Annotated in this window: 9 protein-coding genes and 1 pseudogene; 1 reads left to right on the top strand and 9 read right to left on the bottom strand. The window is 60.7% G+C overall.

Going from position 1 to position 13,543, the window contains the following annotated elements; translation table 11 throughout:
* Window positions 1-74: 74 nt before the first annotated feature.
* The 7 genes and pseudogenes from B3V69_RS17785 to metX form a co-directional block, all read right to left on the bottom strand.
* A complete protein-coding gene (locus B3V69_RS17785; protein WP_296448358.1) occupies window positions 75-527 on the bottom strand; it encodes a hypothetical protein in 453 nt (150 codons plus the stop codon).
* A 164-nt stretch (window positions 528-691) separates the two neighbouring features.
* Entirely contained in the window at window positions 692-2,161 is a 1,470-nt protein-coding gene (locus B3V69_RS17780; protein ID WP_296448356.1) for an AAA family ATPase, read from the bottom strand.
* A gap of 60 nt (window positions 2,162-2,221) precedes the next feature.
* A complete protein-coding gene (locus B3V69_RS17775; RefSeq protein WP_296448355.1) occupies window positions 2,222-5,665 on the bottom strand; it encodes a type ISP restriction/modification enzyme in 3,444 nt (1,147 codons plus the stop codon).
* Between the two features lie 109 nt (window positions 5,666-5,774).
* Window positions 5,775-7,196, bottom strand: coding sequence for a chromate efflux transporter (chrA, locus tag B3V69_RS17770; RefSeq protein ID WP_296448353.1), 1,422 nt, complete (start codon window positions 7,194-7,196; stop codon window positions 5,775-5,777).
* 73 nt (window positions 7,197-7,269) lie between these two features.
* Window positions 7,270-7,824: a methionine biosynthesis protein MetW gene (gene metW / locus B3V69_RS17765; RefSeq protein ID WP_296448351.1), complete on the bottom strand. Its 555-nt coding sequence runs from the start codon at window positions 7,822-7,824 to the stop codon at window positions 7,270-7,272.
* 4 nt (window positions 7,825-7,828) lie between these two features.
* A pseudogene (locus B3V69_RS17760) lies at window positions 7,829-7,957 on the bottom strand (methionine biosynthesis protein MetW); the annotation flags it as partial.
* A 14-nt stretch (window positions 7,958-7,971) separates the two neighbouring features.
* Window positions 7,972-9,117: a homoserine O-succinyltransferase MetX gene (metX, locus tag B3V69_RS17755; protein WP_296448349.1), complete on the bottom strand. Its 1,146-nt coding sequence runs from the start codon at window positions 9,115-9,117 to the stop codon at window positions 7,972-7,974.
* A 361-nt stretch (window positions 9,118-9,478) separates the two neighbouring features.
* Here metX and B3V69_RS17750 point away from each other — a divergent pair, with 361 nt between their 5' ends.
* Window positions 9,479-10,681: an ammonium transporter gene (locus tag B3V69_RS17750; RefSeq protein WP_296448347.1), complete on the top strand. Its 1,203-nt coding sequence runs from the start codon at window positions 9,479-9,481 to the stop codon at window positions 10,679-10,681.
* Window positions 10,682-10,709: 28 nt separating this feature from the next.
* Here B3V69_RS17750 and B3V69_RS17745 read toward each other — a convergent pair whose 3' ends face one another.
* Together B3V69_RS17745 and B3V69_RS17740 are read right to left on the bottom strand one after the other, a co-directional pair.
* Window positions 10,710-12,881 (bottom strand): putative bifunctional diguanylate cyclase/phosphodiesterase, encoded by a 2,172-nt coding sequence (locus B3V69_RS17745; RefSeq protein WP_296448345.1) that lies wholly within the window; start codon window positions 12,879-12,881, stop codon window positions 10,710-10,712.
* A complete protein-coding gene (locus B3V69_RS17740; RefSeq protein WP_296448343.1) occupies window positions 12,878-13,405 on the bottom strand; it encodes a DoxX family protein in 528 nt (175 codons plus the stop codon). The genes B3V69_RS17745 and B3V69_RS17740 overlap by 4 nt, the downstream gene beginning before the upstream one ends.
* Window positions 13,406-13,543 lie beyond the last annotated feature (138 nt).

The raw sequence follows: 13,543 nt of genomic DNA, 5'->3' as shown, positions 1-13,543 counted from the left end.
TGAAGACGAAGGAGGGCAAAAAAAAATGAATCAAGTCACGACCACGGTGCACAAGTGTGTTTACTGCGTTTGTCTTAGCTGTTCGACTTTACTAAATGCCTCTGAACCTGAGCTTCAAGGTGCCTGAAAGAACTGAGCTTGCGTAGCGGTTCCAAATCATCCGTAAGTTCGCTCACGCGATGCCTGAATTGGTGGGGATTGAAGCGTCGCTTGCGGGAGGCGTTTAGCCCAGACGCTGCTTTAAGAGCTTCAAAAAGAACCTTTTTAGGGTCTGGCAATGACTCGACATCTTTTATTGCGGGCAAGCCGAGCGACTCGGTTCCATTTGGGTTGCCAACCGCTAACCTAATCGGTTTCTCATTTGCAACAAGCCAAGCTTCAGTCATGCGCACTGGTACAACGCAGATGAGGACGGCCGCTTGCTGCGATTCTGGCCAACTCGTTTCAATCTCCTGTTGTCTCACGGAGGCTTCAACACCTTCAGAGTCGCGATGTACAAACAAGAAATCGCAGGGAAACAGTTCCAATGCCGAATTGATTCTTGCCTCTAGTCCACTGGATAACGAGGGGAGGCCCTCAGCGCAATTCACTTGATATGCAAGTTCAGTGTGAGCGCTAAAAAGCAATTCAATCAGAGGGACCAAAAGTTTATCGGAGCTACCGTCGGTAATAAGCGTTGCGGTGACTCTTCTCATGATTTGGCTTGCTGAAAAAGGTCGGGGGTTGAGGGGCGCGGGGACGGCGCCGGGGACGATTCAGCCAAACGTCCCACAAGATCTGCGTGACCAACTGATCGAGCCGAGTGCTTGTGGCCACTCAAATAAGACAAAATTTCCCCTCTTGTAATCAGTTCTGCCCCTTTGGCACCGGAGGCGGTTTGACGCCAGGTGCCTGGAAGTGGTTTGAAATTTACGAAAGCTTTTGCCTTCATCTTCAATGTTTCTGCAAACAGCAATTCATCGTCTCGCAACTCGGCGACAACCAATGGTGAATGGGTATTGATGATTAGCTGGCGGATTGATGACGCTGACGTTCTTTCGTCAACAGCTTCAACCTCCTCTGACAAGCTACGCACCAAGCTGAGCATCTGCGGAATTCGCGATGGGTGAATTCCATTCTCAGGTTCTTCCATGCAAAGCAAACCGCCAAATTCAGGATCCAATGCCAGTACTGCCAAAGCCAGAAAACGTAGCGTGCCATCAGACAGAGAGCTTGCTGTATAGGTCTCCTTGTCTTTCATCGTCAGAAGCAATGTCTTCACTTGTCGCTTTTCATCAGCATCAACATCGACCGAAACAATGTCGGGCAACAGCTCCGACAAACGTTGAGACACCTCGGCATGGTTGTCTAGCCGCATCAGAGCAGCAGGCAAATGCTCACCCGTTGAAGTTACATGCGGATCATCACCAAAGTTGTCGAAACGCCTCAGTGCGGATGGTTCGAGTTGCAATAATCGCCATGACCGCAATTCACTTCGCGCTGCCAGCGCCGTTGGGTGCGATGAGGAGTTGGCGCCAGACACAATGGTTTGCGGGGATTTTCTAGCTGGCACCAAAAAGGGCGGGCCGCCTTTCTTGGTCTGGTCTCCAAAAAGTCGGATCGCAGGCTGGCTTGGATTACCTGAAATTTCGGTGCTGATAAATGGCGTACTTCTGCTTCCCGGGCCAAAGATGTGCTGCTTTATCCACGCGGGTGACTGTGGGAATCCAAGACGTTTTGTCGCTTCGCTTGAATTGATTGCGCGCAGCCCTTCCTGTTCGATGTAGATCGGGTCGGCGGGTGATTGATCTGCGTGTGTTTCGCTAAGGCGCAACTCCAGCGTGTATTCAAGAAACGTAGCCGTTGGCGTTGCGGTGCGATCAAAGTCATCAATGACTTTGCTGGGCACGATCATCTCCGCAATGAACAGCATAGGGAGAAAGTTACCCTTTGAATCTTTAAAAAAGAGGCTGTGGAAATCAGAGATTCGTCCGTTGGTGCCCCTGGCCCGACTCGCGGCTTTCATGATGGGCATTGAGGCCAAATCACCTAAAAACGTAATCGCATCAAACAAGTTTGACTTGCCCGCACCATTTGGCCCGGCGATGCAGGTGAAGGGCCCGAATCGGACGTCCACATCGACCAAGTTTTTGAACCCCTTGACTTTAAGCCGAGTGAGCATGTTTTCTCTCCATAATCAAGGACGCATTTTGCACGCTTGGCATCACGCGCATCACGCGCATCAGGCCACCGCGTCAAACGCCCACGTTGCCGCAACCACGGTCTGGTAGTTCTCATCCAGCTTGGGCTGCAACAGCACCAGCGCGGCCAGGCGCCGGGCCATGGCGGTGACTTCCATGATTTCGGCCATCGTTAACGCCCGGCCCAGTACGCGCTGCTCGCGGTAGCTCAGCCACTTCTTTATCACCTGGTAGCCGCCGATGGTGAAGTCGTACACCGGTTGCGGGATGTTCTTCCAGTAGGCGGTGGCGTTCAGGTAGACGTCCAGCGTGGGTGCGGTGCCAAATCCGGCGTTTTGCTCGTTCGGCCCGGCGACTCGGGGCTCGGTCTGGCCTTTCCCCGGCATGGTGATGCCGCCTTTGCCGCTGCTGCCCCAGCCGGCTGTGAGTGCAAATTCGGCTGCCGTGAGCGCGCCGCCGCCAACGCGGCTGACCACGGCAATGGTTTTGAGTTCGTCCCGCAGCGCGCCACTGGTGACGCCGGGTACGGGGGCTTCAGTGTCCAGCAGCGCCGCCACCTGGCGGCCCAGCGCGGCGGAGGTCAGCAAAGCCTCGCGTGATTCAGGCAAGGGGATGCGGGGCCAGTTTTCACGGATGCCGTCGGCGTTGTCGCTTAGGTAGGCCGGGCTGTAGCCAATGGCCAGCGCGTGCATCCAGATGAGTTCGGCAGTGTCGCGGTCGGTGTCGGGGTTGGGAAGGGAAAGTCCGTCCAAGTAGTTGCGGACTCGATCTGACAGGTTGGCCTTGGTGACAGCTTCTGTTTCAAACAACTCTCCAGATGTCAAAGGCAACTTGCCCACACTACTTAACACGGTCGGAAAGTGTCTTGCATGGCCGGATATGCAATCATAGTCACAGATCAAGTTTGACATGAGAAATGGTGGCCCCTCGATGTCTTTATCCGCAGTGTCTCGCGTGATGAAGAAGCGAACCCCCGGCGTCTTACTGGCTGCAAGCAGTTCCGGTGCAGGACGGGAAAACAAGGGCGCGATCAAGTTGTCGAGATAGGCGCTTCGAATGTCAAACGGTTTGAATGGATAAGAAACCGTGCTGGCTGCGTTGTACTGAGCCTTTCGACTCAGAATTTGCTTCCTTGATTTTTCTGCCTTGAACTCGCCAGCGTTCTGCATCCAGATTGGCTCAAGTGCGGCTACGTCAGCGTTGCTGACCAGTGGGTTCAGATACTCCTTCAGTCGATCAAGTGTTGCTGTCGCGCTCTTCATCACGACAAGCGTATTTCCACGCCGCTCAATCGGGCCGTTTTGCGGCGCATTGGCAGAGAAGTCGATAACGGCGGGCCAGCTCGAATAGTGAGCAGATATTTGGCTGGACTGAAATCGAAGTCGATTGATCTGCGATGGTGTGGCGAGCGAAGACCGAGTATCTCGCGCAACTTCATCGAGACTGCCCAGAAGATCAGAACGCTTTGAGGCCCCCCACCAATCCCGGTACAGCACAGTTCCGGGGTGCGGCGCATTGGAGTTGCGAACCATTAATGCCACGGCCGTTCCCTTGCGAATGCCCTCCTTGCTATAAGGCGTAGAAAAAGCGCTGGGGTCGGGCAGTCCCTCCGGCGTGGTCTTACCGGTAGCGCGGCTGTCACCATTGAGGTTATCAATCCAGATACGGTTGAAATTGCCAAGCAGGTGCTCACGCATTACAACGAACGAATCGCCGTGGATGTAAGACGAATTGCTGATGTAGCACACCACCCCGCGCCCACCCTTTTCGGCAATGCGCCGCTCGGCCAAGCGAAAGAAACGCACATACAAATCATCGAGGTTGAACTTCTTGATTCCCCATTTCTTGATCAACCCTTCCTTGTAAGGCGTCACCAAGTCTTGCTCTTCGCCCAGCGCCACGCCGCCAAAAGCGTCATAGGGCGGATTGCCCAAAATAACGATGATCTTTTGCGTTTGTTTGACGTGGTCTGCCGCATCACGTTCCAGTTCAAATTCAGGGAAAGGCAGAACTTCGCTCTTGGGTTCCTTGGCGGGCTCCCAGCCGGTGAGTGCGTTGGTCAGGTAAATGCCAGCCCGCTCATCCGTGCCGTCGGCGTGGTGCCCCAGCGGCGCGCCGAGCTGACGCAGCAGCAAACCAATTTGCAAGTGCGCCACCACATAGGGCGCGGGCAGCAGCTCAAAGCCAAACAGCCGGGTGGTGGCGGCCAGTTTGAGCTGGTGCGCAGCCAGTGCGTCAGCGCCCTGTGCCTTGAGCTTTTCGGCAATCACGCGCAGTACTTCCACTAGGTAAGCGCCAGTGCCGCAGCAGGGGTCGAGCACTACCACATTGGGGTCAGCCAGTCCGTCGGGCAAGCCCAGCTCGCTTTGCAGCACTTGGTCCACGCGGGCCACTTGGTAGCGCACGATCTCTTCGGGTGTGTACCAAACGCCCAAGCTTTTACGCAGCTGTGGGTCGAACGCGGCCAAAAAAGGCTCGTAAAAATACTGGATGGAGCGGGTGGACTCGAAGGTTTTGAAGAAGACCGCTTGGTCAACTCGGTTGAGCGCGTCAGCGGCCCAGTCCAGCACTTCGGTCAGGTTAAGGGCTTTGAGTTTGGCGGGTTGTGAGAGCTGGCCGAAGAGGGCTGCAATCATGGGCACGTTCAGGCTGTGGGCTGCACTTTTCCAGTCGAACGGGCCCAGGGTTTGCCCCGGCGCGGCGTTTTCGCGGCGCAGCACCCAGGCCGAGAACACACCGTAAAACAGGGTTTGCACCAGCGTGGAGCGAAAGAAGTGGCCGCCTTCATTGGCGTTGAAAGTGACGCCTAGCGAGGATTCCAGGCTTTGTTGCAGCGCTTCCAGTTGCTTGGCGGCGATGTCGGTGGCATGTTCGACGCGGTGACGGGCTTCGCGGGCGTAGCTGGCTAATAAGGCGGCGAGGTCTTTGGGGTCAGTTAACGGGGCGTTGTGCAACAGCACGCGGGCTATAAAGTCCTGGAACGCCTCGCCCTGTTCGGTTTGGGCCTTGGTGGGGTGGGCTGCCAACGCCCAAAAAGCAGCCTCGCTGGTTGCAAGGCTGAAGCGCTCAAGCGTGACGCGCTGGCCCTCGCGTTCACCCAACAGCAACCAGTCGCGCAGATTGGTGACGAGTACCAGTTTGTAACGGCCCCAGTATTTGGTGATTTGGACGGTGGTGGCGGTGTCGTCCACCGGCTCTACCGGCGCTTTGACTTCGATGACGCCGCGTGAAGGTTTGCCGAGGTCTTTGGCCTCACCGGTTTGGCGGTCAAACTGGTCCGCCGTAAACAAGCCGCCGTCAGGGTTGCCAGCGCCGAGGTTTTTGAGCTGCATGACGCAGCGTACTTTGGGTTTGAGGGTGTGACCGACGCCGTCCAGCAGGTTGTTGAGGGCTGTATAAAAGGATGTTTCTTTGGTGCCGCCACCAGTGGAGTGGACGCCGCGCACGGCGTTAAGGAACTCTTCGAGATATTTGGCTTGGGCCATTTTTTTGTTTTCCCTGGGTGAATTTATTGACCAATAGTAACTGTAGCCCTTGCGTTATAAGCGCAAGGCACTATCAAACCAATAGCACTACGGTCACCCCAGCGGGCGCTCAGGCCCAGCCCGCCAGCCGCAGCGCCAAGCCGGCCAGCGCGCAGCCGGCAATCACCGGCATCACGCCCCACTTGTAGCGCAGCAGGGCCACCGCGGCCAACGCCGCCAGGGCCAGCGCCACGCCGTCAATCCTTGAGGTAAATGTGCCGCCAGCCCCCGTCCGGTAAGCGATATGCACTATAAAAAACAGAGCAAGACTGGCAATCACGCCGACCACCGCCGCGGTGATGGCGGTGAGCGGCGCGGTGAACTGCAACTTGCCGTGGGTGGACTCGACCAGCGGGCCACCGGCCAGAATGAAGACGAAGGAGGGCAAAAAAGTGAACCAGGTCACCCCCGTGGCCGCCAGCGCCGCGCCCGTGAACAGCGCGTCCGGCCCGAGCACCTGTTTGGCCCAGCCGCCGACAAAACCGACAAAGGCCACCACCATGATCAGCGGGCCGGGCGTGGTTTCACCGAGGGCCAGGCCGTCCATCATCTGCGGCCCGGTCAGCCAGCCAAACTGCGCCACCGCGCCCTGGTAGACATAGGGCAACACGGCGTAGGCGCCACCAAAGGTCAGCAGCGCGGCCTTGGTGAAGAACCAGCCCATTTGCGTCAGGGCGCCGCTCCACCCCTGCCAGGCGATCAGCCCGCCCATCGGCAGCAACCAGAGCAGCGCACCGACCGCCAGCACGGTGGCCAGGCGCGAGCGCTTGAAGCGCGCATGGGGCGGCGTCGGCGTGTCATCGTCGATCAGGGCGGCGCGGGGCAGCGCCCCGTCGGGCGCCTTGGCGGCCCCGTGGCCGCCCGCGGCCGCAAATTGCCGCGGCGCAAAGCGCTGACCGAGCCAGCCGGTCAGCGCCGCCGCCAGCACGACCGCCGGAAAGGGCACGTTCAAAAAGGCGATTGCTACAAAACTAATAGCTGCTATCGCCCATAGTACGGGGGCTAGCGATGGTTTTTTCAATGTCTTGGAACCGATGCGGTGGACTGCCTGCAACACAATCGCGGCGACGGCGGGCTTGATGCCGTAGAGCAGGCCGGCGACCCAGGGCACGTTGCCAAAGGCCGCGTAGACCCAGCTCAAGCCGATCAGAATAAACAACGAGGGCAGCACAAACAGCGCCCCCGCCACCACGCCGCCCCAGCTGCGGTGCATCAGCCAGCCAATGTAGGTGGCCAGCTGCTGCGCCTCCGGTCCCGGCAAGAGCATGCAGTAGTTCAGGGCGTGCAGGAAGCGCGACTCGGAAATCCAGCGTTTTTCTTCCACCAGCTCGCGGTGCATGATGGCAATCTGCCCGGCCGGGCCGCCGAAGCTGATGAAGCCGAGCTTGAGCCAGAACTTGAAAGCCTCGGCCAATGACACCGTGGGCGCCGCCAGCTCGGCTGGCGCGCGGGAATAAGCAGACGAGGGTAGAGACGAATTTGAGGTGTCCATGCGTAGTCCCATCAAGTTTGCCGGCGATGTTTTTGGCGCACCGTTTCCGGAACCACGAGCCGCTCGTGACCCGCTACAACGACAAAGTGTAGACCGAGGTGCCCGCCAGCAAATTGGGGCAGAAGCGCACCGTTTTTCCGTCCTGGATGCCGAAGCTGTCCTGCACCCGGAGGTCGCAGCGCTGGGCCAGCAGCGCCAGGTCGGCATGGGTGCCGACGCGGATGTTGGGGGTGTCGTACCACTGGTAGGGCAGGCGCCGCGTCACCGGCATGCGCCCGCGCAACACGCTCAGGCGGTTCGGCCAATGGGCAAAATTGGGGAAGGCGACGATGCCGACGCGGCCGACGCGCACGGTTTCGCGCAACATGACCTCGGCGTTGCGCAAGTGCTGCAAGGTGTCGATCTGCAGCACCACGTCGAACGAGGCATCGGCAAACATCGTCAGGCCTTCGTCCAGATTGAGCTGGATGACGTTGACGCCGCGCTTGACGCAGGCCAGCACATTGGCGTCCGCGATCTCGACGCCGTAACCGCTGCAGCCGCGCGTTTGCTGCAGATGCGCCAGCATGGCGCCGTCGCCGCAGCCCAGGTCCAGCACGCNNGCCGCGCTTGACGCAGGCCAGCACATTGGCGTCCGCGATCTCGACGCCGTAACCGCTGCAGCCGCGCGTTTGCTGCAGATGCGCCAGCATGGCGCCGTCGCCGCAGCCCAGGTCCAGCACGCGCGAGCCTTCGGGCACCAGCCGGGCGATGGCGTACATGGTTGCGCGGTCGCTCATGCCCTCACCTCTTTGGCTATGCTATCAAAATAAGAGCTGACGACGCCCATGTAACGGGGGTCATCGAGCAAAAAGGCGTCATGCCCGTGGGGCGCATCAATCTCGGCGTAGCTGACGTCGCGCCGGTTGTCGAGCAAGGCCTTGACGATCTCGCGGCTGCGTTTGGGCGCAAAGCGCCAATCGGTGGTGAAGCTCACCAGCAAGAACTTGCAGCTGGCCCGCGCCAGGGCTTGACTCAGGTCGCCGCCATAAGTGCGGGCCGGGTCGAAATAATCGAGCGCCCGGGTGATCAGCAAATAGGTGTTGGCGTCAAAGTACTCGGCGAACTTGTCACCCTGGTAGCGCAGGTAACTCTCGATCTGGAACTCTGCTTCCAGGGTGCTGTAAAGGTAGTCGCCCGGACCCCCGCCTTGGGTCGCGGCGCGCAACTGGCGCCCAAACTTCTCGTTCATCACGTCATCGCTGAGGTAGGTGATGTGGCCAATCATGCGGGCGATGCGCAAGCCGCGCTTGGGGACAACGCCGTGTTCGTAGAAATGCCCGCCGTAGAAATCAGGGTCGGTCACGATGGCGCGGCGCGCCACTTCATTGAAGGCAATGTTTTCCGCCGTCAGGTTCGGGGCACTGGCCACCACCACGGCGTGGCGCACGCGCTGCGGGTATTGCAGCGCCCAGCTCAGGGCCTGCATGCCGCCCAGAGAGCCGCCCATCACGGCGGCCAGCGTCTGGATGCCCAGGGCGTCCAGCAAGCGGGCCTGGGCGTTGACCCAGTCCTCGACCGTGACCACGGGGAAATCGGCGCCATAGACACGGCCGGTATCAGGGTTGACGTGCATCGGGCCGGTGGAACCAAAACAGGAGCCGAGATTGTTGACGCCAATGACAAAGAACTTGTCGGTGTCCAGCGGCTTGCCGGGCCCGATCATGTTGTCCCACCAGCCCTCGGACTTGTCCTGACCGGCGTACACCCCCGCCACATGGTGCGAGGCGTTCAGGGCATGGCAGATCAACACGGCGTTGGATCGATCGGCATTGAGCGTGCCGTAGGTCTCGAAACTCAGCGCGTAGTCACGCAGTGAGGCGCCGCTTTGCAAAGGCAAAGCGGCGGCAAAGTGCATGGACTGGGGCGTGGCAAGCAACATCGTTTGGAACCGAAAAAACAAAAAACCCGGCGTCGCTAAAGGCGAGGCCGGGTTGGCAGGCGTCTTTAGCTGAACTTATTACGCGCCCGCAAGCTGTGGCAAATCGGCGCCTTGGCAGTATAGCAAGCCGAGCCCGGCGGGGCAAACAGCCGCAAGCCCAGAACCATGGGGTGGAAACAGGCGCCTGCGGCTGCGTGCGACGCCCATCGTCGGCATGACATAAGAACTGCCAGCCCATGTTTCTGCACGCTTATGGACTTGACTGCACAATTTTGGCTCGATTATTGCTTTACTTTGGTGCGTTTACAATTTTTTCAACATAAACGCACCAATTCAACTCATTTAATCCAAAGAGGTTCTCATGGAAGCACTAAAACAGGGCGCAGACACCCTGTTCCTCCTTCTCGGCGCAGTCATGGTGCTGGCCATGCACGCTGGTTTTGCATTTCTGGAGCTCGGCACCGTACGCCGCAAAAACCAGGTCAATGCGCTGGTCAAGATTTTGGTGGACTTTTCCGTCTCCACCGTCGTCTACTTTATCGTCGGCTACGGCGTGGCTTATGGCACCAGTTTCCTGGTGGGCGCGGAACAGCTGGCGGCCAAAAATGGCTACGAGTTGGTCAGGTTCTTCTTTTTGCTGACCTTCGCCGCCGCCATTCCCGCCATCATTTCGGGCGGCATCGCGGAGCGCGCCAAATTCTGGCCGCAGCTGATCGCCACCGCCGTCATCGTCGGCTTCATTTATCCTTTCTTCGAGGGCATTGTGTGGAACCAGCACTTTGGCGTGCAGGCCTGGATCAAGGGCCTCACCGGCGAGGAGTTTCATGACTTTGCCGGCAGCGTGGTGGTGCATGCCGTGGGCGGCTGGATTGCGCTGCCGGCCGTCATCCTGCTCGGCGCCCGCAGCAACCGCTACCGCAAAGATGGCGCCATCTCGGCCCATCCGCCATCGAGCATTCCTTTTCTGGCGCTCGGCGCCTGGGTCCTGATCGTGGGCTGGTTCGGCTTTAACGTGATGAGCGCGCAAAAGCTCGACGGCATCTCCGGTCTGGTCGCGGTGAACTCGCTGATGGCGATGGTGGGTGGCACGCTGGTGGCCCTGATTGCCGGCAAGAACGACCCCGGTTTTGTCCACAACGGCCCTTTGGCCGGCCTGGTGGCGGTGTGCGCCGGCTCCGATCTGATGCACCCGCTCGGTGCCCTGGTGGTCGGTGGCATCGCCGGCGGCATCTTTGTCTTCATGTTCACCCTGACCCAAAACAAGTGGAAGATCGACGATGTGCTGGGCGTCTGGCCGCTGCACGGCCTGTGCGGCACCTGGGGCGGCATCGCGGCCGGGCTGTTTGGCAGCACCGCGCTGGGCGGTCGGGGCGGCATCAGCCTGGCTGGCCAGCTCATTGGCACGGCCATGGGCGTAACCTGGGCGGTGCTGGGCAGCCTGCTGGTGTACGGCGCGCTCAAGGCCACCATGGGTTTGCGCCTGAGCCAGGAAGAGGAATATGACGGGGCGGACCTGTCGATTCACAAGATCAGTGCCACGCCGGAGCGCGAAGCAAACTGGTAACTGAATGCCAGCAGTCGTCGCCAGCTATCTAATTGATAGCTGGCGACGCAGGGACGACGGGGGCCAGCTCATCAAACCATGACTGCAGCGCGGCGCCGTGCAGCGGGCGGCTGACGAGATAGCCCTGCATCACATCGCAGCCCAGGCGCGTAATGGTCTGGCGCTCGGCTTCGGTTTCCACGCCCTCCGCCGTGACCAGCAGGCCCATGCCGTGGCCCATTTCAATCATGGTCTTGACCAGGCGCTGGGTGCCCGGCAAGGCGTCAATCCGGTCAATAAAGCTGCGGTCAATTTTGAGTTCGCTCACCGGCAGCTGTTGCAGGTAAGCGAGGGATGAATAACCCGTGCCGAAGTCGTCAATCGACAGCTGCACGCCCAGTTCGCGCAACGCGTGCAGCACCGCCACGCAGCTTTTCGGGTCTTCCATCAGGCCGCTTTCGACGATCTCCAGGCGCAGTCGCTGTGGCGCCACGCCGTGCTGTTCGATCAGCTGTTGGACACGGCTGCAAAACTGCGGTTCCTGCAAGTCCCGCGTGCTGATGTTGACAGCGATGCTGAGGTCCGGCTGCACCGGCGCCCAGCGGGCCAGAGTGCGCAGGGCCTGCGTCAGCATCCAGTTCGTCACCAATCCGATGTAGCCAGTTTGCTCGGCAAAGGGCACGAACTCGGCCGGGGACACAAAGCCCCGTTGCGGATGCTGCCAGCGCACCAGCGCCTCCGCCCCCACCGCCCGGCCCGTTTTCAAGGAAAACTTGGGTTGCAGCCACATTTGCAGTTGCGACGTGGCCACCGCCACCCGCAAGTCAGACACCAGGCTCAGATGGCTCAGGCGCGCCGCTTCCTGCGCTTCGCTGTACCAGGTAAAACCGACGGCCGCCCGCTTGGCGGCGTGCAGGGCGACCTCGGCATTTCGCATCAAGGTGGCGACTTGGCGCGGGGCGCCCTGCTGCGGCGCGTCGGCCAAGCCATAGGCCAGACTCAGATCCACGCTGTGCCCGCTGCAAAGCACCGGCGGCGCCATGGCGTGCTCGAACTGCAGGCGCAAAGACTCCACCGTGGGCCGGTCCGCTGCGCTGAACGACGCGGCGAACCGCCCGCCCGACAAGTGCGCCAGCACCGGGCGGGGGCCACCGATCAAACCGCGGCTCACCGCCTGGTTGACGACCGCATTGACCCGCTGCGCCACTTCCTTGATCAAGGTGTCTCCGGTCGCAAAGCCCAGTGTTTCGTTGATGGTTTTCAGCCGCGCCAGGTCCATCAGCATCAAGCAGTTGTTGCCGTCCTTTTGCCCCGCCATCGGTTCAAGCAAAAAAGTGCGGTTGGGCAAATCCGTCAGCGGGTCACGAAAGGCCAGGCGCTCAATCTCGCGCTCCCGCGCAGCGATGGCACCGGTCATGGTGGTCAGCGCCTGGCCCACCCGATCCACTTCTTCGGCGCTGGTGGCCAGCATCGGGGTGGCATAGTCGCCCCCGGCAATGCGCAGGGCGGCCGCCTCCAGTTGCGCCAGTGGCGCCACCACGCTGCGTGTCGTGCGCAGGGCCAGCACCACCGCCAGCACCACCGCCAGCAATGACAGGGCCGCCACCCACAGTGCCAGTTGCTCGAACCTTTTCTGGGCGCCCGCCACCTGGTGCTCGACCCGCTCACGTTCGCGGTTGATCAGGGCGTTGGATTCGATCAGCATGGCTTTCAGCGACGGCTGCACCCGCTCGGTATAGACCCGCCGGGCGGCTGGCAGGTCCTGGCCCTCAATCTCGTCCACCGTGGCAATGAAGGCGCTGAAATAGGCGCTGCGCGCTGCCACCAGCCGCTGCAGGGTTTGTTCCTGCAGCGGATCGTCCAGCTGGTCCACCAGCGAGCCGATGATGCCGTCCATGCGGCGGTTGCGCTCGTCCACCTCGGTGTATTCGGGAACGCGGTGTTCGCGCGGCGCGTTCATCAGACGCAGCAAGGCGTTACCAGCCCCCTCGGTGTACAGCGACAGGGCCTGCACGCGCAGCAAGCGCTGCATGTCCTGGGTGGCAAAGCGCTGGGTCAGATCCGTCATGGACCGAATCTGCAAGCTGGCTTGGGCCAGCGCCACCAGCATCAAGGCCAACAGCAGTCCAAAACCCAGCGCCAGGCGCCAACCCAGGCGACGCGGCCAAAGTCGGGGCCAGACAGGGTGGGTTTTGACGCGGTTCAGATGCTGCGGATTCATGCGGGGGTATTGTGCACGCCAGTCGGTCGCGCCGACGCCGCCGACCCGCGGCCCAGCAGCCAGTCGTCGACCGCCCATTTGCCACACCCATACAAAGCCAATGCGCCCAGCAGCACGCCCCAGGTGACGTGCTGCTGCAGCGCGGCCGCTGCGATATCCGACAGCGAAACAACCGCCACCACGTTCACCACCGACAAGCCCAGCGCCGCGAAGCGCCCGCCCAGACCCAGCACCAGCAGCACCGGCAGCACCAGTTCACCGGTCGTTCCCAGCAGCGCGGCGACTTCGGGCGGCAACAGCGGCACCTTGTAATCGTCTTGAAACAAGGCCAAGGTCACGCTCCAGTCGCGCAGCTTGGTCAGGCCCGACAGGAAGAAGACCTGCGCCACATAGCCGCGGGCCAGCAGGGCCGCCAGCGGCTGGGCCGCGTCCAGCGCGCGTGTCAGCCGCTGGAACAAGGCCGAAAGACGGGTCAGCCGCGCGGCAACACGGCCTGTTTTTGGGGCTTGTACAGGGGATCTCATGGCTTTGTTTCTTTCATTTTGAAGTCACGACTGCCGTGGGGCGCTGGCACCCAGCAGCAGCCGGGTTTGCACCGCCATCGCCAGCCAGGCGTTGAAGTCCAGCGTCGGCGCCGCATCCAGCGCGGCGCCCAGAGAAAG

Origin of the sequence: Rhodoferax sp. UBA5149, assembly GCF_002413825.1 — a bacterium.
Classification (GTDB): domain Bacteria; phylum Pseudomonadota; class Gammaproteobacteria; order Burkholderiales; family Burkholderiaceae_C; genus Rhodoferax.
This window is presented reverse-complemented; position numbering and strand designations above follow the sequence as displayed.

Coding starts and splice junctions, on each gene's coding strand:
- B3V69_RS17745 (WP_296448345.1), bottom strand. CDS start 12,881: ATGAATCCGCAGCATCTGAACCGCGTCAAAACCCACCCTGTCTGGCCC.
- metX (WP_296448349.1), bottom strand. CDS start 9,117: ATGTTGCTTGCCACGCCCCAGTCCATGCACTTTGCCGCCGCTTTGCCT.
- B3V69_RS17775 (WP_296448355.1), bottom strand. CDS start 5,665: ATGGCCCAAGCCAAATATCTCGAAGAGTTCCTTAACGCCGTGCGCGGC.
- B3V69_RS17740 (WP_296448343.1), bottom strand. CDS start 13,405: ATGAGATCCCCTGTACAAGCCCCAAAAACAGGCCGTGTTGCCGCGCGG.
- B3V69_RS17780 (WP_296448356.1), bottom strand. CDS start 2,161: ATGCTCACTCGGCTTAAAGTCAAGGGGTTCAAAAACTTGGTCGATGTG.
- B3V69_RS17750 (WP_296448347.1), top strand. CDS start 9,479: ATGGAAGCACTAAAACAGGGCGCAGACACCCTGTTCCTCCTTCTCGGC.
- chrA (WP_296448353.1), bottom strand. CDS start 7,196: ATGGACACCTCAAATTCGTCTCTACCCTCGTCTGCTTATTCCCGCGCG.